This window comes from Sphingobium sp. B11D3B (assembly GCF_025961735.1).
Lineage (GTDB): Bacteria > Pseudomonadota > Alphaproteobacteria > Sphingomonadales > Sphingomonadaceae > Sphingobium.
In genome coordinates this window covers 3218038-3243737 of record NZ_JAOQOF010000001.1, presented here as the reverse complement: position 1 = coordinate 3243737, position 25700 = coordinate 3218038, and the positions used below count along the sequence as shown (strand labels likewise).

The 25700-nt window shown below is 65.7% G+C and carries 21 protein-coding genes; 7 read left to right on the top strand and 14 right to left on the bottom strand.

From position 1 onward, the window contains the following. The 4 genes from M2333_RS15075 to M2333_RS15060 form a co-directional block, all read right to left on the bottom strand. Positions 1 to 795, bottom strand: coding sequence for a DUF1206 domain-containing protein (locus tag M2333_RS15075; protein WP_264571811.1), 795 nt, complete (start codon positions 793 to 795; stop codon positions 1 to 3). Positions 796 to 925: 130 nt separating this feature from the next. Continuing rightward, positions 926 to 1822 carry a transglutaminase family protein gene (locus M2333_RS15070; protein WP_264612293.1) on the bottom strand — a complete coding sequence of 299 codons (897 nt, stop codon included), beginning with the start codon at positions 1820 to 1822 and terminating at the stop codon, positions 926 to 928. A gap of 23 nt (positions 1823 to 1845) precedes the next feature. After that, entirely contained in the window at positions 1846 to 4329 is a 2484-nt protein-coding gene (locus tag M2333_RS15065) for a circularly permuted type 2 ATP-grasp protein (RefSeq protein ID WP_264612292.1), read from the bottom strand. Positions 4330 to 4343: 14 nt separating this feature from the next. Further along, positions 4344 to 7703, bottom strand: a complete 3360-nt coding sequence (locus M2333_RS15060; RefSeq protein WP_264612291.1) for a DUF2126 domain-containing protein — start codon at positions 7701 to 7703, stop codon at positions 4344 to 4346. Between the two features lie 154 nt (positions 7704 to 7857). Between M2333_RS15060 and M2333_RS15055 the strand changes: the two genes are divergently transcribed. Beyond that, complete coding sequence (locus tag M2333_RS15055; RefSeq protein WP_264612290.1) at positions 7858 to 8136, top strand: hypothetical protein; 279 nt, start codon at positions 7858 to 7860, stop codon at positions 8134 to 8136. 7 nt (positions 8137 to 8143) lie between these two features. Here M2333_RS15055 and M2333_RS15050 read toward each other — a convergent pair whose 3' ends face one another. Further along, positions 8144 to 8701 carry an NAD(P)H-dependent oxidoreductase gene (locus M2333_RS15050; RefSeq protein WP_264612637.1) on the bottom strand — a complete coding sequence of 186 codons (558 nt, stop codon included), beginning with the start codon at positions 8699 to 8701 and terminating at the stop codon, positions 8144 to 8146. Between the two features lie 187 nt (positions 8702 to 8888). On the opposite strand from M2333_RS15050, the gene M2333_RS15045 reads away from it, so the two are divergent. After that, positions 8889 to 9023 (top strand): entericidin A/B family lipoprotein, encoded by a 135-nt coding sequence (locus M2333_RS15045; RefSeq protein ID WP_181558396.1) that lies wholly within the window; start codon positions 8889 to 8891, stop codon positions 9021 to 9023. Between the two features lie 79 nt (positions 9024 to 9102). On the opposite strand, the gene M2333_RS15040 is transcribed toward M2333_RS15045, so the two are convergent. From M2333_RS15040 to M2333_RS15000, 9 genes are all read right to left on the bottom strand, one after another. Next, complete coding sequence (locus tag M2333_RS15040) at positions 9103 to 9855, bottom strand: SDR family oxidoreductase (protein ID WP_264612289.1); 753 nt, start codon at positions 9853 to 9855, stop codon at positions 9103 to 9105. Between the two features lie 89 nt (positions 9856 to 9944). Beyond that, the gene (locus tag M2333_RS15035) at positions 9945 to 10625 is read right to left on the bottom strand and encodes an epoxyqueuosine reductase QueH (protein WP_264612288.1); all 681 of its coding nucleotides are present in this window, start codon (positions 10623 to 10625) and stop codon (positions 9945 to 9947) included. Positions 10626 to 10860: 235 nt separating this feature from the next. After that, entirely contained in the window at positions 10861 to 11649 is a 789-nt protein-coding gene (locus tag M2333_RS15030) for an SDR family oxidoreductase (protein ID WP_264588020.1), read from the bottom strand. Between the two features lie 177 nt (positions 11650 to 11826). Further along, on the bottom strand, positions 11827 to 12300 hold the full coding sequence (locus tag M2333_RS15025) for a nuclear transport factor 2 family protein (RefSeq protein WP_264612287.1): 474 nt from the start codon (positions 12298 to 12300) through the stop codon (positions 11827 to 11829). 2 nt (positions 12301 to 12302) lie between these two features. Next, positions 12303 to 12767, bottom strand: coding sequence for a DUF3237 domain-containing protein (locus M2333_RS15020; protein ID WP_181558391.1), 465 nt, complete (start codon positions 12765 to 12767; stop codon positions 12303 to 12305). Positions 12768 to 12813: 46 nt separating this feature from the next. Continuing rightward, on the bottom strand, positions 12814 to 14235 hold the full coding sequence (locus M2333_RS15015; protein WP_264571802.1) for an MFS transporter: 1422 nt from the start codon (positions 14233 to 14235) through the stop codon (positions 12814 to 12816). 129 nt (positions 14236 to 14364) lie between these two features. Next, entirely contained in the window at positions 14365 to 16596 is a 2232-nt protein-coding gene (locus M2333_RS15010) for a PQQ-dependent dehydrogenase, methanol/ethanol family (RefSeq protein WP_264612286.1), read from the bottom strand. A 3-nt stretch (positions 16597 to 16599) separates the two neighbouring features. Next, positions 16600 to 17079 carry a nuclear transport factor 2 family protein gene (locus M2333_RS15005; RefSeq protein WP_264612285.1) on the bottom strand — a complete coding sequence of 160 codons (480 nt, stop codon included), beginning with the start codon at positions 17077 to 17079 and terminating at the stop codon, positions 16600 to 16602. A gap of 59 nt (positions 17080 to 17138) precedes the next feature. Then, positions 17139 to 17615, bottom strand: a complete 477-nt coding sequence (locus M2333_RS15000) for a nuclear transport factor 2 family protein (RefSeq protein ID WP_264579941.1) — start codon at positions 17613 to 17615, stop codon at positions 17139 to 17141. 346 nt (positions 17616 to 17961) lie between these two features. Here M2333_RS15000 and M2333_RS14995 point away from each other — a divergent pair, with 346 nt between their 5' ends. From M2333_RS14995 to M2333_RS14975, 5 genes are all read left to right on the top strand, one after another. Beyond that, a complete protein-coding gene (locus tag M2333_RS14995) occupies positions 17962 to 19623 on the top strand; it encodes a carboxylesterase/lipase family protein (RefSeq protein ID WP_264612284.1) in 1662 nt (553 codons plus the stop codon). Then, positions 19623 to 20111 (top strand): DUF3237 domain-containing protein, encoded by a 489-nt coding sequence (locus M2333_RS14990; protein WP_264612283.1) that lies wholly within the window; start codon positions 19623 to 19625, stop codon positions 20109 to 20111. The genes M2333_RS14995 and M2333_RS14990 overlap by 1 nt, the downstream gene beginning before the upstream one ends. 38 nt (positions 20112 to 20149) lie before the next feature. Next, positions 20150 to 21685, top strand: a complete 1536-nt coding sequence (locus M2333_RS14985) for a tannase/feruloyl esterase family alpha/beta hydrolase (RefSeq protein WP_264612282.1) — start codon at positions 20150 to 20152, stop codon at positions 21683 to 21685. Positions 21686 to 21927: 242 nt separating this feature from the next. Further along, a complete protein-coding gene (locus tag M2333_RS14980) occupies positions 21928 to 24531 on the top strand; it encodes a TonB-dependent receptor (protein ID WP_264612281.1) in 2604 nt (867 codons plus the stop codon). 88 nt (positions 24532 to 24619) lie between these two features. After that, positions 24620 to 25564 carry a hypothetical protein gene (locus M2333_RS14975; RefSeq protein WP_264612280.1) on the top strand — a complete coding sequence of 315 codons (945 nt, stop codon included), beginning with the start codon at positions 24620 to 24622 and terminating at the stop codon, positions 25562 to 25564. Positions 25565 to 25700 lie beyond the last annotated feature (136 nt).

Below are 25700 nucleotides of genomic sequence, written 5' to 3'. Positions count from 1 at the left end.
TCACCAGCCGAAGCGTGACGCGCCGCTTGCCAAAGGGCCGGCCGAAACGGTCTGCAGGCGCCGGTAACGTGCTTCGATCAGGCTGAACATGCCAAAGCCGAGCAAGCCGATGGCAATCAGAATGTCCCAGGGATTGGTCAGCCAGGCGAGCGCGTCCGACATGCCGCCGGCCTCGCTTGCCTGAGAATCCAGCCCCGCAGAGATCAGAAAGCCGCCGGTAATCAAAAACACTGCCCCGCGCGCGGCATAGCCCAACCGTCCGGTCCACTGCGCCCAGGCCTTGCGCGCGACCTGCGGTTCCAGATGCTTAAGATAGCTGCCCTTGGCGGCCTTGACGAGCTGGTACAGTCCCGTACCGATCAGGATCAGGCCGCCGATGATGAGCAGGATAAAGCCACCGGGCAGTTGGAGGGCGCTCTGTGCGCCTTCCTCCGTCCCGCCGCCCGAGCCACCGGAGGTGCCCTGCATCAACCGGATCGCCTGCCACGCCAGAAACAGGTGGATCAGGCCGCTCGCCGCCGCGCCGACGCGGCTGATCTTGCCCTTGGTATCATCATCATGCTGCTCGATGTTGAAAGCGGCGTCCGACAGCCGCCAGAGCCCATAGCCGATCAACCCCGCCGCCATCAGGCCAAGGAAAATCATGCCGCCGCCATCGCCGAGATATTCAAGGGCGCCCGACGGATCCTCGGCCCGCCCGGCCCGCAACACGAGAAAGGCAATGACGATGTAAAGCGCGCCACGGGTCGCGAAGCCGGCGCGCGCGAGCATCGTCAGTCTGGCTCCGGCATCCATGTACGCATCTCCCTGTTCACCGACGCTAACGATCAGGGCGCAGCGACGTTCCGCGCCGATGCGTCGAGCGGATCAGGTCCGCTCGACCGGGAGAGGTCGCTCATGAGGGAGGCCTTGGACCATGCAACGGTCAGGCGGTGGTGGTGCGGCTGTCCATGGGTGACACGTCCACCGAATTGAAGGTCTTCTGGGAATGGCCGCCGACGAACACGCCGTCGATCGGCGAGATGTCCGAATAATCCCGGCCCATGCCGACGACGAGATGATCGCCATTGGCGAGCACGCCATTGGTCGGATCAATCCCTACCCAGCCGCGCAGGGGACCGCACCACAAGGCCACCCAGGCGTGCATCGCATCCGCGCCGACCAGCCGCGCCTGCCCCGGCGGCGGATCGGTGCGCAGATAGCCGCTCACATAAGCCGCCGGCAAACCGGCGGCACGCAGCGCGACGATGAGGATGTGCGCGAAATCCTGGCAGACGCCGCGCCGGATGGAGAAGGCCTCGGCCACCGGCGTATCGGCTTCGGTCGCCTTGGTGTCGTAGTGAAAGCTCGCCTGAATGTGCCGGGCCAGCGCCAGCGCCGCGCTCAGGCAGTCGGCGTCGGGCGCCAGATGCGGCCGCGCCCAGGCGGCGATCTGCGGCACGAGCGGCAGCAAGCGGGATGGGAAGAGATAGGTCACGGGGGACATCGGCCCGACATCCATGACGAACAGCGCCGCCTGCGCGACCTCCGTTACGCTCATCCGGGCGCCAAGCAGATCCAGCTCGGCCTCGCTCACATCGGCGATGAACGTGGAGCGCACTTCCAGCGAGGCCACGGGCTTGAGCATCTCGATGCGGGTGAGGTTGAACGGATAGGCCCCGACGCGCTCTTGGCGCACGTCCGGCACAGGATCCACGATGAGGCGATAGTCCCGCACCTGCTGCCCCGGCCACGCGATGGGCGCGAGCCGCAAATTGAAATGCGCCAGCCGCACGGGCGGATCATAATCGACGCGGATGATGTGGCTGACCCGATATCTCATCGTCTGTTATACATCCGCCTCATCTATGCCAGCCGCGTCATGCCGGAGGCGCGCGGCGCATCCTCGCCCTTGAGGAAGAAGCGATCATCGATCCGGTCGGAGAGATCGAGCAGCGCCGTCTCGATGACCTCCAGATCGCGCGCCGTGAGCATCTCGGCCGAGGCGGCATGCAGACGGGCAGAGAGCGCCAGGGCGAGTTGCACCGGCGGCTCGGGCATCCCGTCGTCGCGCAGCGTCGGCAAGGCGCGCAGATGATCGAGAATCGCATCGACCTGAAAGGCAAGCGAGCGCGGATTGCCCGGCTCCAGCAGCAGCATGTCGCGCACCGGCGCCAGCGCCAGACCGGAGAGGTAGCGGGTGCGATAGCTGATCTGGCAATCGCAGAGATCCAGAAACAGATTGAGGTCGTGGCCATTGGCATCGTCACCCGCGAAGGTACGCGCCAGCCGGCACAGATGGATCGCGCGTTCGAGCCGCCGGCCTAGCTCCAGGAAACGCCAGCCCGCACCGCGCACCATATTCTCGGCAGACAGGCCGGAGAGCGCCGCGCAACGATCCAGCAGCCGCGCGACATGCGCCATGAGCTGCGACTCGCGCGCTTCGCTCACCCGGTCGATCTGGCGGCTGAGCAGGCGCCAGAAGTCCACCGCCAGCCGCTCGCGAAGGCCGCGACCGATCGCTTCGGCCGCCTCGAACAGGGATTGGACGCTACCCGGCATCTCCGGATCGCTGAGTGCATGGACGCAAAGCTTGCCGGTGCCTTCACCCAGCTTGTCCTTGCGGGCGCTGCCCCAGGCAACCAGCGTATCGGCCACGCGGCCGAGCGTCGGGCGGTCGAGCGCGGAGGCTGCCTCGCCTTCGATACTGCCGCCGATCAGCACGCGGATCATCCGCAGCACCATTTCGCCACGCTCCAGATAGCGCGCGAGCCAGAAGAAATTATCCGCAGCCTTGCTGGGCAGCGTGCCCGCGACCCGGCGAATGGCGACTGGCGCACCGCTGTCGAGCGTGACCACTGCCGTCTGCGGTTCATCAGCGACAATACAGACGTCGGCGGACATGTCGCCCTGCCCCATCAGCACCGCCCGCATGTCATCATGCGCTGCGAGCCGCGCAAACCCGCCCGGCATCGCCCGCCACTGGCCATGCGCGTCGCGGGCGAGGAAGGCGCGCAGGATGAACGGGCGGGGCAGCAGCACGCCATCGACCAGCGCCGGCGTGGTGGACAATTGCACCAGCTCCTGCCCGATATAATCCATCGGGCGCTGCTCCAGCTCGGCGAGGAACGCGGCATTCTCGGCAGGGCTGAGGCGCGAGGCCAGGCGCGCGCGGCCATGGGGGATCGCCGGCACCGGCAAGCCGAAGGCAGAGCCGATGGCCAACCGGTCCGCCTGCTCGCGAACATGCGCGCGCTCCTTCGCCTGCCCGCACCACCATGTCGCAACATTGGGAATGCGCAGCGGCTCGCCGAGCAGCTTGCGGCAGAGACGCGGCAGGAAGGCGGCGAGCGCCGGCGTCTCCAGCACCCCGGCGCCGGGCCAGTTGGCGATGACGAGGCTGCCGTGGCGCATCGCCTCGAAAATATCCGGCACGCCGATGGTCGAGCGCGAATCGAACGCCAGCGGATCGAGCAGGTCCGTGCCCATCCGCCGCCACAGCCCATCGACCCGCTTCACGCCCTCGACGGTGCGGACGTAAAGCTGCCCGTCGCGCACGGTGAGATCCTGCCCCTCGACCAGCAGGATGCCGAGATAGCGCGCGAGGTGCGCCTGCTCGGCATAGCTCTGATTGTAACGCCCCTGCGTGAGCAACGCGATGCGCGGATCGGGCCGGGCACAGACGGCGGCGAGGCCCTGCCGGAAATCGGAGAAGAAGGGCGCCAGCCGCACAAAATTGACGATGCCGAGCGCATCGTCCGTCGCGCGCGTCATCGCGAGGCGGTTTTCCAGCGCATAGCCGGCACCGACGGGCGTGCGCACATAATCCGCCAGCACCCGCCATTCGCCATCCGGCCCGCGCGCCAGATCGACCGCGTAAAATTGCAGCCGGTGGCCGCGCGGCGGCGGCAGGCCGCGCATCTGCCGCCAATAATCCGGCGCCCCGGCCACGATCGCCGCCGGCAGCTCGCCACTGGCGACAAGGCTGCACGCGCCATAAAGATCATCGAGCACATGCTCGAGCAGATCGGCCCGCTGTGCCAGACCCGCCTCGATGCCCTGCCACTGCGTCGCGTGGATCAGCATCGGCACGGGACTGAGCGGCCAGACGCGCTCCTCGACCTCACCGGTCAGGCGAAAGGCCATGCCGAGATCGACGACCTGCTGATCGGCCCGGGCCTGCAGACCGGCGAAGCCGCCCCGCGCGGCGCTGGCAATGGCACCGAACATCGCTTCCCAGCGATGCGCCATGGCAGGATCGCCCTGCGCCGCGAGCATGAGGTCACCGCGCCCGGCTTCGCGCGCATAGCGCGCGAGGGCCTGGCCGATGTCCTCTTCCCCGGCAGTCATGGCAAGCGACGCATTCAAAGGGTCGCGGGCCGTCGCAGATCGAGCGTCAATGGAAATTCCCCCGTTTTCTCGTCCGGTGGCAGCACCATGGAGCCCGGCGTATGGCCATGATCTTGGAACCGCGCCTTGCGCCGCGCCTCCGCCTCATAGGCATTCACCGGCACGTCGTCATAATTGCGTCCGCCCGGATGCGCCACATGATAGACGCAGCCGCCGAGCGACCGGCCGCTCCACGCGTCGAACACGTCGAACGTCAGGGGCGCATTGACCGGCAGGCGCGGGTGGAGACAGTCCGAGGGAGCCCAGGCCTTGTACCGCACGCCGCCCACGGCCTCGCCTGCCACGCCGGTGGGTGCCAGTGGCACGCGGCGGCCGTTGCAGGCGACGACATGCCGCCCCTCGACCAGCCCGGAGACGCGCACCTGCAGCCGCTCGGTTGAGCTGTCCACATAGCGCACGGTCCCGCCGATCGCGCCGGTTTCGCCCAGCACATGCCAAGGCTCCAGCGCGTGGGAAATCTCCAGCTCCAGCCCGCCGGCCCGCACCGCCCCATGGACCGGGAAGCGGAACTGCTTCTGCGCCTCGAACCAGTTGGGATCGAAATCATAGCCCGCCCGGCGCAGATCGCCGAGCACGTCGAGAAAATCCTCCCAGACGAAATGGGGCAGCATGAAGCGATCGTGCAGGCGCGTGCCCCAGCGCACCAGATTGCCCTCCTGCGGCGTGCGCCAGAACCAGGCGGTGAGCGCGCGCAGCAGCAGTTGTTGCGCCAAACTCATCCGCGCGTCCGGCGGCATCTCGAAGCCGCGGAACTCGACCAGCCCCAACCGCCCGGTCGGCCCATCGGGCGAGAACATCTTGTCGATGCAAATCTCGGTGCGGTGCGTATTGCCGGTCACGTCCACCAGCAGGTTGCGGAACAGCCGGTCGACCAGCCAGGGGGGTGGCGTGGCGCCTTCTCCCGGCCCTGATTTAAAGGGATGGGGCACCTGCGCCAGCGCCACCTCCAGCTCGTACAGCCCGTCATGCCGCGCCTCGTCGATGCGGGGTGCCTGGCTGGTGGGGCCAATGAACAGACCGGAGAAGAGATAGCTGAGCGAAGGATGGCGCTGCCAGTAGAGCACGAAGCTCTTGAGCAGGTCCGGCCGACGGATGAACGGCGAATCGGTGAGGCTCGGCCCGCCGAGCACGAGATGATTGCCGCCGCCCGTGCCCACGGCGCGCCCATCGACCATGAACTTGTCGGCCGTGAGCTTGAGCGCTCGCGCAACATCGTAGAGCGTTTCGGTCAGCTCGACCGTCTCGCCCCATGTCGCGACCGGCTGCACATTGACCTCGATGACGCCGGGATCGGGCGTGATCTTGAGCACCTGCAGGCGCGGATCGGGCGGCGGGGCGTAGCCTTCAATCCGCACTTCGACGCGCATGGCGCAGGCTGCGGCCTCCACCTGCGCGATCAGCTCCAGATAATCCTCCAGCTCGCGCACCGGCGGCAGGAAGACGGAGAGATAATGCGCCTTGGGCTCGACGGTGATCGCGGTGCGCACCGCGCCCTCGATGATCTCCTGCTCCACCCGCTCCTGCGCTGCCGCGCCGCCGGCCTCCGCGCGGGAGGCAACCATCTGCTCGCGCACATCCGGCCGGTGCGCCCGCTCCGCGCGCTGGACATGATAATCCGCAAGCGGCTCGCGCGGTTCGCTGGTGTCGCGCGGGTGGATATAGGGGAAGTCGGCCGGCGGCACGAAGGGCAGCGAGCCCAGCGGCAAGCGGTAGCCCAGCGAGCTGTCGCCCGGCACGGCATGGAGCTTGCCCCGGCGCACCGCCCAGACCTCGCTCTGCCAGCGTGGCTTGGTTTGCGCAGCCTGCCAGCGCTGGATGGGCAAGGCGTAGCCGACGGGCTCGACCAGCCCCATCGCAAACGCCTTCTTCATCCGCTCGCGCGCCTCGACATCGCTGAGCCTGTTATCGTCTGGCGTCACATTGACGGGCAAATCTTCCGCCTTGCGCGCCCACTCCTGCTCATCCTCATAGACCGGCGCGACATAATCGGGCTGAACCTCAAGGCCTGCGGCGATAGTCGCCAGAAAGCGCGCGGCAAGCGCCGGCGTCGCGAGCGGCTTGCCCTCGGCCTCTTCCCGCGCGATCAGCATCGGGTCGCGCCACACTGGCACGCCATCCTTGCGCCAGTAGACCGCATAGGCCCAGCGCGGCAGGCTCTCGCCGGGATACCATTTGCCCTGACCGTGGTGGAGCATCCCGCCCGGCGCGAATTTCTCCCGCAGCGCCCGCACGAGCTTGTCCGCATAGCCCTGCTTGGTCGGGCCGACGGCGCCGCCGTTCCACTCATCCTCCTGCCCGCCGTTCTCGGCGACGAAGGTCGGCTCGCCGCCGGTGGTCAGCCGCACATCCTGCGCGACGAGGTCGGCGTCGACCTGTTCGCCCAGCGCCTGCACGGCGGCCCAACGCTCATCGGTGAACGGCTTGGTGATCCGCACCGCCTCGGCAATGCGCGAGACGCGCATCTCGAAGCGGAAGTCCACTTCCGCCGGCTCGGCCAGCCCCTCGATGGGCGAGGCCGAGCGATAATGAGGCGATGCACAGAGCGGGATATGCCCCTCGCCGGCGAACATGCCGGAGGTCGCGTCCAGCGCGATCCAGCCCGCGCCCGGCACATAGACTTCCGCCCAGGCGTGGAGATCGACCACGTCGCGCGTCACGCCCTTGGGGCCTTCGACCGGCTCGACATCCGCGACGAGCTGGATCGAATAGCCCGAGACGAACCGCGCCGCGAAGCCCAGCCGCCGCACCAGCTGCACCAGCAGCCAGGCGCTGTCCCGGCAGGAGCCGGTGCCGATCTGCAGGGTCTCTTCCGGGGTCTGCACCCCGGTTTCCATGCGGATGACATAACCGATACGCTGTTCGAGCTGGCGATTGATCTCCACCAGAAAATCGATGGTGCGGCCCTGATGGCCCGCATGCTGTGCCACCAGCGCCTCGAACAGCGGACCCTGCGCCTCGACCTCGAAATAGGCAGCCAGATCCGTCTTCAGCGCCTCGTCATAGGCGAACGGATACTCCTCGGCATAAGGCTCGACGAAGAAATCGAACGGATTGATGACGTCGAGATCGGCGAGCAGATCCACTTCCACCACGAAACGGTCGACCGGATCGGGAAAGACCAGCCGCGCCTGCCAGTTGCCGTGCGGGTCCTGCTGCCAGTTGATGAAATGGCCCTCTGGCTCGATCCGCAGCGCATAGTTCGGCACCTTGGTGCGGCTATGCGGCGCGGGTCGAAGCCGGATGATCTGCGGCCCGAGACGGATCGGCCTGCTGTAGTGATAGGCCGTGCGATGATAGACTGCAGCTTTGAGCATCCGCGCAGTGAATGCGAATATTGTGCAATGCGCAATAGACAATGCGCGCCCGGTGGGCCAACGGCTCGGCCCGGCCTTTCCAAAACGTTAAGAAACGGCGGTCAGGGATTGCACGAGCAGGACGGCGCGCAAGCCGGGCGCAACAGAGGAAGGCATGGCGGAACAGGATTTCAGGCGGCAGGAGTATATTTCCGGGGCGCTTATCGATTGGGAGCGGCGCGGCGCTGACCATGGCGTCATCCTGACGCTGCATATCGCCGAAAGCGGCATGCGCGGCGGCCACCACCGGGTGTCGACGGCACTCAACGATCGCCAGTTGCGCGCGCTGACCCGCGATCTCATGCGGGCGGCGCGTGCGCGTGGCCTCAGCATCGAATCGCGCACGCCGCTGCGCACGCGAATCTGGCGGCGCCTCAAGTCGATGGTGAACTGAGCGGCGCTCAGCCCGCCCGGTCGATCAGCTTGCGAAATGCGTCGAGGAAGCTGCGGAAAAAATCCTCCGTCTTCTTGTCCGTCAGCCGGCCGTCATCCTCGAACAGCTTGGCCGCATTGCCGACATAGGCCTCGGGCTGCTGGAGGATCGGCGTGTCCTGAAAGACCAGCATCTGGCGCAGATGATGATTGGCGCCGAACCCGCCAAGCGCTCCGGGCGAGACGGTCATGATCGCCGCGGGCTTGCCCATCCACACGCTCTGACCATAGGGCCGCGAGCCAACGTCGATAGCGTTCTTGAGCACGCCCGGCACCGAACGGTTATATTCAGGCGTGACGAACAGCAACGCGTCGGCCGGGGCGATCTCGTTGCGAAAGCGCGTCCACGCTGCCGGCGGGCTGTCGGTCTCCGCATCTTCATCATAATGCGGCAAATCGCCGATCTCCACGATCCGCAGCGCCATATCGTCATCGGCGAGGCGCGCCAGCTCCAGCGCCGCCTTGCGGTTATACGAGTCCTTGCGCAGACTGCCCACGATTACCGCGACATCGATCTTCCCGCTCATCACTGACCCTTTCATCTGGTTGCTATCCGGCGCGGTCGAGGCGCTGCCGTCTCATCTTCCTGAACGGCCCGACGAGGCGCGCGTTCCCTGAACACGTTCCCTGCAAGCTGCGCCCGCCGACCGGGAATCGCAACCGAACCCTCGCTCAAGCATTTCATCGCCCGGAACAAACAGAAGGAAGACGATCATGAAACAGCGCGGCACATTGATTCTGCTGCTCGGCGCGGCCCTCGCACTCCAGGCTTGCGCAACTGTCAAAGGCGCCGGCAAGGACATTGAATCGGTTGGTCAGGCCGGGCAGGAAGTGATCGACGGCAACTAAGCGAGAGTGACACGGGCGGCCTTGATACGGCCGCCCGATCCTTCAAGAGCCCGCCCGCCGACTATCAACGTCCCAAGCATCACAATTTGACGGCGGCGTTGCCCCCATCCGCCCACAGCGCCGAGCCAGTGACAAAGCTCGCCATGTCGCTGGCCAGAAATAGCGCCGCCTGCGCGATTTCTTCTGGTTGTGCGATCCGCTTCATCGCGTGAAGACTAGCCGCCCAGGCCTGCTGATCGGCATCGCCTGCCATCCCTGTCGCTGTCCCGCCCGGTAGCAGAGCGTTGGCGCGGATGCCCTGCGCGCCATAATCGGCCGTGATGCCGCGCACGAGGCCAAGCAGCCCGGCCTTCGCCGTCCCATAAGCCGACATGCCCGGCAAGCCGACGCTGTTGCCTACGAAGCTGCCGGTGAAGACAAGCGCGCCGCTGCCTTGATCGAGCATGGCCGGAATCTGCACGCGGGCGCCGAGGAAAGCCGCCGTCAGGTTGACCGCCAGCACCTGCGACCAATCCTCCGGCGTGAGGTCTGCCAGCGGCTGCATCGTCCCGACAAGCCCGGCATTGTTGAATGCGACGTGCAGGCCCCCGAAGGTCTCACAGGCGACCGCAACGGCTCGGCGGTGCGTCTCCTCATTGCGCACGTCGCCCGCGACGATGGCCGCCCGCCCACCCTGCGCTCTGATGGACTCGGCCACGCTCTCAAGCGCCGCCTCGCGTCGGGAAACCAGCACGACGGCCGCGCCCTGTTGCGCGAACAGCAGCGCAGCGGCGCGCCCGATCCCCGAACTCGCGCCAGTGATGATGGCGACTTTGCGATCCAGTAATGTCATGATCCAGCTCCATAAGTGGAGCCGATCAGCTAGACGCGCGGCCGGACGGGCGCGTCCCGTTTCTTGTGGTCAAACCCCTCCCGCGCGGCTCAGCCCTGCGCGGAAGGCTCGTCCCCATAATACAGCTCGCCGATGCGGATTTCCTCACGGCCTTGGGCGACCCGGTGCGCGTTGGTATCCCGCAGCGAGAAGACGCAGCCGCAATATTCCTGCTGGTAGAAGCGCTCGCGCTTGCTGATCTCGATCATCCGCGCCGCGCCGCCACCCTTGCGCCAGTTGAACGTCCAATATTTGATGCCGGGATAATGCGCCGCCGCGCGCTCCCCGCAATCGTTGATCTGGTTCATGTTCTTCCAGCGCGAGATGCCGAGCGACGAGGTGATGACCGGAAAGCCGTGCTCATGCGCGTAAAGCGCCGTGCGTTCGAAGCGCATGTCGAAGCACATGGTGCAGCGCGCGCCGCGCTCGGGCTCATTCTCCATGCCCTTGGCGCGCTTGAACCAGTTCACCGTGTCATAGTCGGCATCGACGAAGGGAATATTATGCTGCTCGGCAAAGCGGATATTCTCCTCCTTGCGCAGCAGATATTCCTCCCTGGGGTGGATGTTCGGATTGTAGAAGAAGATGGTGTAGTCGATGCCGCTCGCGGTCATCGCTTCCATCACCTCGCCCGAGCAGGGCGCGCAGCAGCTGTGCAACAGCACCTTCTTCTCGCCATCGGGCGGCGTGATGACCGGGCGTTCGTAATCGAGGCTATTGGGGTTCGTCATGGCGCGCGCCCATAGCAGATCGCCGGGCGCGCGTCACCCTGTGCGGTGGGCGAGCGGACTGGTCTATGCCTTAACCCCGATCACGGTTCGGCCTTTCCCCACGCTGTTCGGGCTGAGCTTGTCGAAGCCCCGTTCTTCTACCCTCGAGGCTGAGCAGAGAAGGACAGCCCTTCGACAGGCTCAGGGCGAACGGAGATCATATATCTCATAATCCGCCCGACCAACCGACCGTCCTCTAAAAGGTCGAGGTCGTGGCACCGCCATCGATGGTGAGGCTCTGGCCAGTGGTGTAGTTGGCAAACTCGCTGCAGAACATCGCCACGAACGCTCCCACATCGTCCGCATTGCCGAAGCGCCCGCTGGCGATCCGCCAGTCTCGCACGAACTCGGCGACCTCATCCTCATAGGTCGTGCCCTTGGCCTTCGCGCGGGCATTGAACTGGTCCTCGACTGTCGCGGTGTGGTGCATGCCCGGCAGCAGGTTGTTGATGACGACATTGTGCTTCGCCACCACCTTGGAGACGGCGACGCTGTAGTTCACCAGCGCCGCCCGCGTGCTGCCGGAAAGCGCCCGGATTTCGCCGGGATATTTCGCAGCCACCGTGGCGATGTTCACCACCCGGCCCCATCGGCGCTCCACCATGCCATCGAGCACGCGGCGCATGAACTCAATGGGCGAAAGCAGCGAAATCTCGATAGCGCTCTGCCATTGCTCACCGGTGATCGCGCGATAGTCCGGCGTCATCGGCGGCGGGGCGCAGGTGCCGACGAGAATGTCCGGCTCCGGGCAGGCCGCCAGAATGCGCTCGCGCCCCTCGGCGCTGGCATGATCGGCGACGATTGGCACGACCCGCGCGCCGGTCTCATCGGCAATCTCCTGCGCCGCGTGCATCAGCCGGTCCTCGCCCCGCGCCGAGATGAACACGTCCACGCCCTCGCGGGCCAGCGCCATCGCCGCGCTCTTGCCCATGCCGGCGCTGGCGCCATTGACGATCGCCTTGCGGCCCCTGATGCCCAGATCCATGGCCTGCCTCTCCTGTGTTTCTCGTTCGGCCCAGCCTAGCGCGTCCGACTAAGCCGCGCCACCGCCCGCTCCCTCCGTCATTCCCGCGGACGCTGGAATCCAAGGGCGCGATGGAAATTCGGCTGGGTTCTAGATTCCCGCGTTCGCGGGAATGACGAACGGAAATGTCGTATCCTCTTATCCCAAAGGCCGCCCACTTGCCGTTTCCGCCGGCATCGCTTGCGTCACGTCCCAATGCTCGACGATCAGCCCGTCCTCGATGCGGAAGATGTTCATGACCGCACTGCCGCCATCTTCCGGCCCCATCCGTCCGATGATCTGCACGGTGGCATAATCGCCATCCACCAGCACCCGCCGGACCTGAATCTCCGTGCCTGGCTTGGAGAAGACCGGCTCCAGCCATTTGAGCGCATTTTCGCGGCCGTCGGCGATGATCGGGTTGTGCTGGATATAGTCCTCATGGACATATCCCTCAAAGGCCCGGCGGGGATCGCGCTGTTCATAGAGGATCGTCACGAAGTCGATCATCAACGCCCGGTTACGCGCCGTCAGCGCGATATGATCGGCGCTCCCGGCCTGCACCGGATCGACGACCGCGCCCTGCGCGATCGCCCGCTCCACGGGGAACAGCCCTGCAGAGGACTCCGCCATGTTCAGAGCACCGCCCAATAGTTGAACACGGACTTGGTCTTCTGCCGATCCGTCTTGCCGATGAACACGGTCCGGCTGAGCCAGCCATGCGGCCCTTCCGGCGCATCGAACTGCGGGGTCACCCGCATATAATATTCGGAGGGGTCGACCGGCTCATAATTCTGCAGGCGATCCAGCACTTCCTTGGGGCCATGGCGCACGCCGGTGTTGCGCAGCTGGATCAGCGTGCCGTCATCGGCCTCGATCAGGTAACGCGCGTTGAAGTCGCAGGTCTGGTCCGGGCGGATGCTGGGCCAATCGCCGCCGGTGTGGGGCACGATGCGCCCATTGAGGCGCGGACCGGTGATGCGGCCACCGAGCACGCCGACATAGCCGCGCTCCAGCCCGTCCGTGGTCGGGCCGTAACGAAAGCGAGGGCTCAGATCGATCTCGATGGTGAAGACATATTCCAGTTCAGGCGGTTGCATACCGGTTCCTTGCATGTGGGTGTGTGGATGAGGCGGGTGGCGGCGCTCAGGCGAGCGGCGGCGGCTTGGCGTTGACCTTGCCGGAAACGAAATCATCCTCGTCCGTCACCATGCGGACGCCATGGGTCTCGTATCGCAGCATCGAGGTGGCGAGGAAGCCAATGACCGCAAAGGCGGCGAGCGTGAGGAAGCCGGGCGTGATCGCGGCTTCCGTCGCCTGGGGCGAGAGCAGATTGCCGCTGCCGGCGATCAGCGCGAGAATGATCGGCCCGAGTAGCTTGCCGAAGCCGCTGACCATCTGGACGAGGCCGCCGCCCAGCCCGGCGAGGCGGACCGGGAATAATTCCGTCCCGTAGGGCGAGCTGTTGGAGGCGCCGCCATCGTAGAACAGCGATCCGCACATCAGGCACAGCAGGAACACGGGCACCCCGGCCACGAAATAAGGGTGCAGGAAGGCCGCCGCGCTGATCGTCACCGCCGTGCCGAACAGGCAGATGAGCGCGGAGCGCCAGCGACCGATGAAGTGCGGGGTGACCGTCCATAGCGCCCGGCCGGCGATGCCTGCGATGCTCACAAACACGAAATAGGCAGCCGCCTCGGCCGGCTGGATCTTGAGCAGCATGGTGAGCACCGTCGGCCCCCACAAGGCCACGCCGAAGCCGGCGATGCCGAGCCCGGAGCTGGTCGCCACGATCAGCCAGAAGCGACCCGGATAGAGGGCAATGTCGCGCAGGCGCGCGCGGCGCACTTCCTTGGGCACGCGCGGCAGCGGGATCTGCTCCTTGGGCAGATCGACATATTTGGCGAGCACATCATGCGCTTCGGTCGCGCGGCCCTGGGAGACCAGCCAGCGGACCGACTCCGGCACCAGGAAGTAGAGTGCGAAGGCGATGACGAGCGGGAAAAAACCGAGCAGGGCGAGGCCGCGCCAGCCGATGGTCGGCAGGAAATTGGCGACCAGCAACGAGGCCAGCAACACCCCGCCGGGCGCGATCAGGCCGCTCGCACTGGCGATCATGGTGCGCCAGCGCGTCGGCGCGATCTCGATCAGCAAGGTGATCTGCGTGCCGCCATAGCCCACGCCGACGATGAAGCGCAGGAACGCGAACAGCATCCAGCTCCCGTCCGGCACGAAGGCCGCGCAGCCGGCCGCCAGCGAATAGAGCACAATCCCGGAAATCAGTGCCGGCTTGCGCCCATAGCGGTCCGCGAACCAGGCGAAGGGCAGCGCACCCACCAATTGGCCCACGCCTGCCGAAAGCAACACGATGGAGACCTGGCCGAAGGTGAGGTTCCATTCCGGCCCGATGACGCTGACCAGAAAGCCGATGATGTAGAAATCGAAAAACTCAAACAGGCCCTGCGTCATCAGCAGGACGACGAGCAGCCAGTAGCGCGGCTTGAGCCGGGCCGATTCGAAGATGTCGATGCCATCCTGCTCTGGCATGGCCGTCGCTGCGGCAGTCATACGCGACCACCCGCGTCCGAGGCTGGGCAGACAAGGATGCTCATCCGCAGGGCGCGCCTCTCCACATCTCTCGAGAGCGACATCAATCCAGACAGTGAGAATATGGTATCCATCTCGCTCATGCTCTCATTAGTTGGCCGTGGTGATGCGGGAGTAGACCGGCGTTTCCTGTGGCGCTCCGGCCTGCTGCCGGGCGTATGCCTTGCTCTGCAGATCGATCAGATGGGCATGGATCGCCTGCACGTCGGCGCGCGTCAGCAGATCGTCCCAGCGCGGCATTCCGTTGGGCAGCAGCAGCCCTTCCAGCACGATCTGCTCGAACGCCTGATGCGCGCCCTCGCTCATGCGGGTCAGGCTCGGCAGCGGTGCGCGCGGCATGTTGGAATGGCAGATCGAACAGTTTTTCGAGAAGAGCACCCGTCCCTTCGCCAACCGATCGGCATCGGTGCCGGAGATCTGCACGGGCGGGGCCGGGATCGGCCCCTCCGCCGGGACGTCCGGCGGGATCGGCACTGGTCCGCCATCCAGCCGAAAGACTAGGATGCGATTGGCGTTCCCCTTGGCATAAGCCGCGGAATAATCGGGGACCAAGCCCCAGCCGCCCCCGCCCCAGCCGGTCTGCACCGCGATATATTGCACGCCCTTCACCCGGTAGGTCATGGGGGCGGCAAGGATCGAGCGGCCGGTGTCGATCGTGCGCAGCACCTTGCCGGTGTCCGAATCCAGGATAACCAGCTTGCCCGACAGCGTGCCGAAGATGGTGAGGCCGCTCTGCGTCGCAAGTACGCCACTGCGGTCCTGCCAGCCGTCCTCGCGCGGATAGCTCCAGATCGTCCTGCCCGTCACCGGATCAACGGCGCGCACATCGGCCGCCCAGGGCTTGTCCTTCACCCATTGCCATTGCGGCAGATCGGTGATGGTCTTCTGCACATCCTTGGGCAGACTGGGAAGCGCCGCTTCCAGAAAGGGCGTGAAGATCGATTCCGTGCCCGCGTTCAGCGCCAGCTTGCGCCGCGGCATCGCCAGATTGGCGGGCGGCACCATGATGAGATTGCCCATGTCGAGAAAATGGGCGACGTACATCTTGCGCTGCGGATCATAAGCCGCGCCATACCAGTTGCGCGCGCCGGGCGGTGCCGGGAAGACCAGCTTGGGGCCGGCATTGATGTCCGAATATTCCGGCGTGGCGATCGGCTTGCCGGTCTTGAGGTCCCAGCCCGAGGCCCAGCTTGTGCGCACCATTCTGTGCACCGCGAGCGGCTTGCCCGTCTCCCTGTCCAGCATGAAGAAGAAGCCGTTCTTGGGCGTGTGCAGCAGCACGGGGCGCTCGGCGCCGTTCACCGCCATACGCGTCAGGATCATGGGTTGGACGGAGGTGAAATCCCAGTTATCGCCCGGCGTTTCCTGAAAATGCCATTTCATCGCGCCCGTCTTGCGGTCGAGCGCGACCAGCGAACTCAGGTAGAGATTGTCCCCGCCGCCTGGCGAACGGATCGCCTGCGCATAAGGCCCGCCATTACCGACGCCGATGATGACTTGATCGAATTCGGGATCGTAAGTGATCGCATCCCAGGCCGTGCCGCCGCCGCCGATATCCCAGCGGCTTTTCGGGTTCCAGGTCTTCAGCGCCGCCTCCAGCGCCTTGCTTTCCTGCGGCCCAAGCGCGGGATCGCGCGGTATGGTGTAGAAGCGCCAGACCTCCTTGCCGGTGCGGATGTCGAACGCGATGACATAGCCGCGCGTGTCATATTCCGCGCCGGCATTGCCGATGATGACGATGTCGCCCGCCACTTCCGGCGCGCCCGTGCTGGTATAGGCCCGACTGCGATCGAGAAAACTGTCGACCTTCCAAACGACCGCACCGGTCTTCTGGTCGAGCGCATAGAGCCATCCGTCGAGCGCGGCGACGAACACTTTCCCGTCCGCCACCGCCACGCCGCGATTGGCCTGATCGCAACAGGCGTAGCGATTGACCTGCATGTCGACCTCGGGCGAGAAGACCCAGAGTTGCCGGCCCGTTGCCGCGTCCAGCGCATAGGCCCGGCCGAGATTGCCCGACGTATACATCACCCCGTCGATGACGACCGGCGTCGCTTCCTGCACGCGGGTGGTGCCGAGATCATAATCCCAGGCGAGGCCGAGCCGGCCCACATTGGTCTTGTCGATATCTGTGAGGCGGGAGTAGCGACTTTCCGCCCAGTCCCCGCCCGGATTGTCCCAATCGTCGCCCGCACCGAACGGAGGCGGTCCCGCCATGCTGCCGGGTGGCGCGTTCGAGCAGGCGGCCAGCAGGGCAAGGCCCAGCACGGCGCCAAGCAGGCTCGACAAACCGGAGGGTCGCACGGCAGGACGCCCGGACACTGCTCAGCCCATCTGCGTGACGGGGTTCACATATTCGGCGGCGCGGTCCTCCATGCACTCGTTCCAGATTTTGCGGAAGGTGAAGAGCCATGTGCCATCGACGCGGCGCAACTCATCTTCATAATGGCCATAGCCGCCGACATAGGGCGTGCGCAGGCGGGTATCGTTGTCGATTTCGAACCAGAAGGAGCGGCTCCAGGCCTTGTCGCCTTCCACCTTCACGGTGATGTTGGTGATGAAGTGGCGCAGCCGCGGCGGGCGGGTCGGCTCCTCGCCCTTGCCGCGCCCCGAGAAGTAGGTGCGCATGCCCTTGCATTCCTCGCGGATCGCCTCGCGCCCGCGCACGATGCCGCCCGCCCAATCCAGCACGCCTTCTTCGGCGAAGGTGCTGGCGTAACCATCCGGGTCCTGCCAATCGAGCGCGAACAGATAGCGCGCCTGCAGATCCTCGATTTCCGCGCGGTCGTCAGCGAAACTGGCCATGAACGTTCCTCTCCTCAGGTCTCAAATCTTGTCTTGGGCGCCGGAAGTGGGGTCAGCGCCTAGCGCCGCCAGGGTGTCAGCGCCTTGCGGGTATCGTCCCAATGCTCGACGACCTTGCCATCGGCGATGCGGAACATGTCGAAGGCTTCGCCAGAGTAGGTCTCGCCGGGATTGTGCGGATCGGGCTGCGGCTGGGTCCAGATCACCACCACATAGTCGCCCTGCGCGATTGCCTTCTTCAGCGTCTTCTTGCCGGGCGGGATCATTGCGGGCGGGGGATTGCGGATCAGCGAGATCAGCTCCAGCACGCCCTCGCGGCCCTGCCGCACATTGGGATTATGCTGGATGTAATCCTCATCGATGTATTTCATCACCGCATCGGGATCGGCGCGATTGATGACGCCGTCCCACATCGCCAGCACCATCTCGATATTGGCCTGCTCGCGCCTGCGCTCGTGATTGATCCCGAGCCACCAACTGATCGCGGCGGTCACGCCCACCAGCAGGAGGGCACCCAGCACTAGCGATATCTTCATCCTCTCACCTCTCCCCGACCCATGATCGTCCGATCCGGTGTCGCCGGCCCGTCGCGCACGCGCCGGACCGAATCGCACCCTCTCCGCGCGGTCGCCTGGCTGGCCCGACTCGGCGATCCGCATTCCCCCGCTCAACCGCTCCGCAACGAAATGGGAAACGGCAATTTTTTCTCATTGAACGGAACCAGCTTGCACTGAATGAACAAATTTGCAAGTTTCATCTCACGATTGCTAGACGATTCAGCAAAGAGTCGCGGCAGGAGCTTGGTTCACAGGAGAGGACAATGCTGCATCCCGGCTGCATCCGCGTGTCTCAGCGCGCCTTCCGATCACGGAAGGCGATGCGATGAGCGATCCGTTCTCCACCGCGCGCACAGGCGGCGCGTCACGGCGGCCACACATGGCCTTCTCGCGGCGCGGCCTGCTCGGCGCTGGCGTCGGATTGATCGCCGCGCCGTCGCTCGCCGCCATCGGCACCGTCGGTGAGCGGCCCATTGTTTCGACATCGGCCGGCAAGGTGCAGGGCATCACCGAGGGCGCGGTTTATGCGTTCAAGGGCATTCCCTATGGCGAGCCGACGGGGGGCGCCGCACGTTTCCTCCCGCCTGTCCCACGCAAGCCCTGGAGCGATGTGCGCGACGCCTCGCGCTACGGGCCGCGCTGCCCGCAGCATGGCTTTCTCGGCGGTCCCGACACGCCCACGCATTCCGAAGACTGCCTCGTCGCCAATGTCTGGACCGGCTCGCTGACCGGCAGCAAGCCGGTGATGGTCTGGGTCCATGGCGGCGGCTGGGAAGTCGGTGGCTCGGACGATCCCGTCAGCAATGGCGCCTGGCTGGCGCGCAATCATGACGTCGTGATGGTCTCGATCAACCACCGCCTCAACGTCCACGGTTATCTCAATCTCTCGGAAGCGGGCGATGAGCGTTATGCGCTCTCCGGCAATGCCGGCGCACTCGACATTGCGCTGGCCCTCGCCTGGGTGCGCGAGAATATCGGCCAGTTCGGCGGCGATTCCGGCCGGGTGATGATCTTCGGCCATTCCGGCGGCGGCCGCAAGATCAATGCGATGATGACGATGCCGTCGGCCTCGGGCCTGTTCCACCGTGCCATCTCGCAAAGCGGCCCCGGCATCCGGCTCGACTCACGTGAGGTCTCGCTAGATCGCGCCGACCGCCTCCTGCACAAGCTCGGCATCCGCAAAGGCGGGCTCCGCCGTCTGGCGGACGTGCCGACGCACACGCTCACCGCCACCGGCATCGAGGTCCGCAACGAGACCGGCCAGTTCCGTCCCTTCGTGGACGGGCTGAGCGTGGTCCAGCACCCGTTCCTGCCGCACGCGCCGCTGCTCAGCGCTGACGTGCCGATGATGCTCGGCACCACTATCGAGGAAACGACGATCTTCCTCGGCCATGTGCCTTCCTACGACACGATGAGCGATGCGCGGGTGCTGGAGGAGTCGTTGCGGTTCTTCCCGCCCGGCGAGGCGCCCAAGGCCATCGAGACCTGGCGGGGCATGTTCCCCGACCATAGCAACACCCGGCTGTTCGCACGGCTGACCACCGACCGGTCCTATCTGCTCGATGCGACGATTCAGGCCGAGAGCAAGGCCGCGCTCGGGCGGGCGCCGGCCTATCTCTATCTGGTCGACTGGCCGACCGACATCGGCAGCCTGCATGGCGTTTCGCCCCATGGCATCGAGCTGGCCTTCACCTTCGGCAATATCGAGGCGCACTCCGGCGTCGGCACGGTGACGCCCGAGGCCGATGCGTTGCGCGCAGCCATGTCCGGCGCGTGGACGTCCTTTGCGCGGACCGGCCGGCCGGACAATCCGCACATGCCGGTGTGGCTGCCCTATGAAACCTCGCTGCGGGCCACGATGCGCTTCGGCAAGACCGTGCGGCTCGAATCCGATCCGCTGGCCGCGCAGCGCAGCTACATGGCCCGCTTCGGCTCCGAGCAACTGGGCGAACGCGAGCCGCGCCCGCCCGGGCCTTGGATACGCTGATGAGCGGATCGGCAACGCCAGAGCGCCAGCCGCCCGCGCTCGATTTCGCCTTCGAGATCGAGATTGAGCTGACCAGGCGCTATCGCTATGGCCCCACCTTCTGGGGCGCCGAGCGCGGCTTCGTGGGTGTGGAAAGCGGCATCGTGCGCGGCCCGCGCCTCAATGGCATTGTGGTCCCGCACAGCGGCGGTGACTGGCCGACCATCCGCACCGACCACACCGTCAAGTTCGAGGCGCGCTATCTGATCCAGGCGGATGACGGCACGATCATCGAGCTGCAGAACCGCGGCGTGCGGCACGGTAACAAGGATGTGCTGGCCCGGCTCCAGAATTACGAGGCCGTCGACCCGGCGGACTATTATGCCGGCGCCAGCCCGGTGTTCGATGCACCGGAAGGCCCGCATGACTGGCTCTGCCGCACGATGTTCGTAGGCAAGATCGATCGCCGCGCCGACCGTGCGGTGTTCTCCTACTGGGCGGTGCTGTGATCGCGCGGCGATCCCTCACAGCTTTCAAGACCCTTGCTTTGGCGAGCCTGCTCGGCTGCGCCTCTGATGCGGTCGCCGCCGATGACGCGCCCGCCTTTGCCGATCGCTGCGCAGCGGCCCGCGCCCTCCTGCCCGCCGACGTGACGCTCACCTCACTCGAAACGGTGGCCCCCGCGCCACACTGGCAGAGCCCCACCTCGCCGACATCGCCGAAAGGCGAAGCGGTGCGGGCGGACTTCTGCCGATTGGCCGGCATGATCGACGGCGATATCGGCTTTGAGCTCTGGCTCCCGCGCGATTGGAATCGGCGCTTCCTCGGCACCGGCGTCGGCGGCGAGGCGGGCTATTATAATTATGCCGATATGGCGCGCGGCGTGGAGCAGGGCTTTGCTGCGGCCTCCAGCGATACCGGCCATCGCCAGGGCGAGCGCTGGATCGACGATGCCCGCAAGTCGGAAACGTACGCTCATCTCGCCTATCACCGGCTGACGCAGGTCTCTAAGGCGATCATCGATGGCTTTTACGGCGCGCCGGCCGCGCACGCCTATTTCCTCGGCTGCTCCGGCGGCGGACGGCAGGGCCTGCGTGAGTTGCAGCTCTACCCCGGCGATTATGACGGCGCCCTGATCGGTGCACCGGGTCTGGACGTGCCCCTGCTCGCCGCCCGGCTGCTGCATGTGCATCTCGCCCAGACGCAGAACGACGGCGTCGCGGTCAGCGCGGCGGACTGGGATCTGGTCTCGCGGCGCGCCATTGCGCGTTGCGATGAGAATGACGGCGCGGCCGATGGCATCATCGACGATCCGCGCACCTGCGCTTTCCGCGTCGAAGAGCTGGCCTGCAAGCCCGGCCAATCTAAAGACTGCCTTGCGCCCGCCACGGTCAAAACCATCGCGAACATCGTCGCCCCGCTCACCGACAGCACCGGCAAGACCCATGATTTCGGTCTGCTGCCCGGCATCACGGCCCGCCCCGGCGGCCTGCCACCGCTGCCCGTCCAGATGTTCGGCCATGCGCGTCACAGTGCAGGCCGGGGCGACGCCGGTTGGGACCCGGCCAGCTTCGATCTTGCCGCCGATCTCGCGGCCGCCCGCAAAAGCTTCGCGACCATGGATGCCCGCAGCGCGGACATGCGGGCCTTTGCGGCGCGCGGGGGCAGGCTGATCCTCTATCATGGCTGGGCCGATGCATCGGTGCAGCCACTCTCCACGCTCGATCTCTTCGCGCGCATGGGCGCAGAGGCGGAGCAGGACCGCGACGCCTTCGCCCGGCTCTACATGGTGCCGGGCATGCAGCACTGCCGGGGCGGGGCCGGCACGGACCGTTTCGGCGGATCGGAAGACCGCAGCGCGACCGGCAAGCCGGAGAGCGATCTGCTCGCGGCGCTGGTGGCATGGGTGGAGCAAGGCGCTGCGCCCGGAGCGATCCTCGCCCGGCATGCGGACGCGAACAGGGCCGTAACGGCGGTCCGCCCGCTCTGCGCCTGGCCCGCACAAGCATCACATTCCGAGGCCGCTAATACCGGGCCAAGCGCCGATCTGCGCTGTGACAGCCATGCGCGGGGAGGCACGTAACGACACTCGCGACACCCTATGGCTCGTCGCCTGAGCGACTCTGCCGGAGAGTGCGCGCCAGACACTGAAGAAGGAGGGGAAGAAGGGGGAGCAAGGCCCGATCCGGTTCACGCAATCGCGCAGAGACAAGCACGAAGCCAGAACGCAGCGACCGGGCACGACAGTTTTCAGACGACGTAAAAAGACAAATCCTGAGTCCAGACAGCCGATTTTTTCAAAATTCGAGTTGAGGGAGAGAGCCAATGATTTCCGAGTTTCTGAAAGGACGCGCGCGTGGCCATGTCCGCCTCGGTGGCATATCACGCATCACCCTGGCCGCCGCATTGTGCGTGCCCGCCAGCCTGTTCGCCACCGCGGCCGCCGCACAGACGGATGCCGCCCCGCAAGAGAGCGGGAAGACGGAAGACATCATCGTCACCGCCCAGTTCCGCTCGCAGAATGTGCAGTCGACACCGATCGCCATCACCGCGCTGAGCGCGCAGCAGCTTGAGGCACGCGGCCAGACCAGCATCACCGAGATCGCCACCAAGGCGCCGAACGTGAACCTGCGCGAGAGCAATCCGCAGGGCCCGTCGCTGCAGGCCCATATTCGCGGCATCGGCCAGGCCGACTTCAGCCTCGCCTTCGAGCCGGGCGTGGGCGTGTATGTGAATGACGTCTATTATTCGACGCTCACCGGATCGGTGCTCGATCTGCTCGATCTGGAGCGGGTCGAAGTGCTGCGCGGGCCGCAGGGCACACTGGCGGGCATGAACTCCATCGGTGGCGCCATCAAGCTCTACACCAAGAAGCCGGATGGCAATGACGGCGGCTTCGTGGAAGCGACCGTCGGCAGCCTCAATCGCGTGGATGTACGCGCTGCCGCCAACTTTACCATCGTGCCGGATCGTCTGTTCGCCCGCATCTCGGGCGTGTCGCGCAATCAGGATGGTTATGTGAAGGTCTATGACTTCGCCTGTACCCATCCGCAACTGGACGCGGTCTACAACATTCCCTCGCAAGCCGATGGCCGCAAGTGCCAGCTCGGCACGGAGGGTGGCAAATCTTATGTCGCGGCGCGCGGCTCCCTGCGCTGGGTGCCGACCGAGGATCTGGAGATCAACATCAGCGGCGACATCACCCGCGACGATTCGGAGGCCGCGCCGCAGACGCTGATCTTCGTCGGCACGGCCAACGCGACCAGCTACACGCCGGGCACGACGGGGCTGAACCTCAGCCGCAACTATCCGATGTATTCCACGGCCCCCACAAACGGCCTCAACCTGTGGAATCCCACGACCGGCACCTCGCCGTTCGTGCCCTATTCGCCCTGGGGCGTCGCGGGGGACAGCTTCACCAAGAGCCCCTATGTCAATTACTCCACCTACTGCGATGCGCAGCCCGTGGATGGCTCCGCGCCCTATTGCTTCAAGTCGCAGAGCCGCGTGAATGGCTGGGGCGTCAGCGGCAACATCGATTACAGCTTCTCTGACAATCTCAAGCTGACCTCGATCACCGCCTATCGCAGCTTCACGGCCAACTGGGTGCAGGATTTCGATGCCACACCGCTCAGCAACGCGCTGATCGATTATGAAGCGACCAACTGGCAGTTCAGCCAGGAACTACGCCTTGCCTCCAGCCTGTTCGACAACAAGGTCGATCTGGTCGTGGGCGGCTTCTATATCAATCGCTTCGGCACCTATCGCGGCACGATCAACCAGGGTCTGTTGATCTTCACCGAATATGACGAAATCCCCGCCACTAACTGGGCGGCCTTTGCCAATGCCTCCTGGCGGATCACCGACAAGCTCGAGCTGAATGGCGGCATCCGCTATTCCGAGGAGGAAAAGACGTTCCGCTTCTTCCGGGGCGGTCGTCCCGGCGTGCAGGCCGGCAACCCGGCGCCCTATTTCCCCTGCACGGTCAATGGCGTGAACTATGGCGTCGTCCACGTTGCGTTCTGCGGACTGAATGGCGCTGAGGGCGATTACAAGGGCAACAATGTCGATTGGCGCGCTGTGCTGCAATATCAGTGGACGCCGGACATCATGACCTACGCAAGCGTTGCCACCGGCTTCAAGGGTGGCGGCATCAATCCCCGTCCTTATACACCGGCGCAGGCGGTTCCGTTCGATCCCGAGAACCTCAAGGCGTATGAAATCGGCTTCAAGTCGCGGTTCTTCGATCGGCGCGCGCAGCTGAACGTCTCGGCATTCGTCAACAAATATTCGGACTTCATCGCGAGCGTCTTCTCCCGCGTGACGGCCGCACCGAATGCGGGCTGCCCGATTTCGCCCAACGACCTGACCTGCTCCTACTTCGTCAATGCAGGCAAGGCGACGCTCAAGGGTCTGGAAGCCGAACTGTCGCTCGAGCCGGTCGACAATCTGCTCATCGATGCATCGGCGGCGCTGTTGGACTTCAAGTACGATCAGCTGTCGGGCTGCTCGCCGGCCCTCACGCCGACGACCTGCACGGCACCGTCGGGCGGCCTGGGCGCCGGCCTGCGGTACGGCATGACGCTGCCCTATGCGCCCAAGCGGCAGATCAGCGTCGGCGCGCAATATAAGTTCGATCTCGGTTCCACCGGTTCGATCACGCCGCGCCTCGACTGGAGCTGGCGCTCACGGCAGCAGACCCTGACGGTGCAGAACAACGTGCTGTCCTATCTGCCCTCTTACGGTCTGCTCAACGGCCGCATCGCCTGGAACTCGGCGGATGATGACTGGCAGCTTGCCCTGCAGGTGACCAACATCACCAACAAGCTGTACTGGACCGGCATCGGCCCCAACAACAACTCGGGCACCGTGGCGGCCAACCCCGGCATGCCGCGCGAGTGGTCGCTGTCACTCAAGCGCACCTTCTGACGAACGGGCTGGCGGCGGCGGGATGGCCATCATCCCGCCGCCGCCCCGGCCATTTCTCAAATCCCCCGATGAAGCCGGAGAGGCAGCAATGTTGAACAGCAGCAGCAAGGCCCTGATATCCCTCGCACTCGGCGCGGCGCTGGCCACGGCGGCCCCAGCGACCACCTCCACCAGCGGCGGAGCCGGCCCCTATCGGGTGACGATGACCGATGAGATTGACGGCCTCGATCATCACACCGTCTATCAGCCGGCCAATCTGGCCACGCTTGGCGACAAGAAGCTCCCCATCTTCATCTGGGCGAATGGCGGCTGCGCGGACAAGGGCAATGCCTATCGCTACATGCTCGATCATATTGCCGCGCATGGCTATCTCGTCGTGGCGCTGGGCAAGATCGGTCGCAAGGGCGAGGAGAATAATTTCGGGCGCTGGCCGCGCGAATTCGGCATGCCAGCAACGCCGCCGCCGCTCGATGGCCCCACCGGCACCTTGCCGCACGAAATGAAGGCGGCGATCGACTGGGCAGTGGCGCAGAACAGCAAGGATGGCAGCCCGCTCAAGGGCCGGCTCGATACCAGCAAGATCGGCGTTTCCGGCCATAGTTGCGGCACGCTGCAGGCGCTGGCGATGTCCTCCACCGATCCGCGCGTCACGACCACGCTGATGCTCAATGGCGGCGTGTGGAACATCGGCACCGGCGGCCTGCCCGGCGCGCCCGAGATCACCAAGAAATCGCTTGAGACAATCCATGGCACCATCGCCTATATTCATGGCGAGAAGGACAGCGCCCTGCCCAACGGCACGGACGACTTCTCGCGCATCAGCAGCATCCCGGCGATGCTCGCGGTGCGCAAGGATGTCGCCCATTCCGGCACCTTCCTGCTCAAAAATGGCGGGGCTTATGGCACGGTGGCGCTGGCCTGGCTGGACTGGCAGCTCAAGGGCGACCCGCGCGCCGCGCGCTGGTTCGTCGGCGCGGACTGCACGCTCTGCACCGATCCGCGCTGGACGGTCCAACGCAAGAACTTCCCCTGAAGCCGCGCCGCAAATTGGCATTGCGCGCGACCGGGGTCCGGTGATTGCGAATTTACCGCCCACTCCCTAAGAGCCTGCGAAGCTGGGCTGCGCGGAGCGGGCGGGAAACGGCCGGCGCGGCAAGAAGGATGCGTGG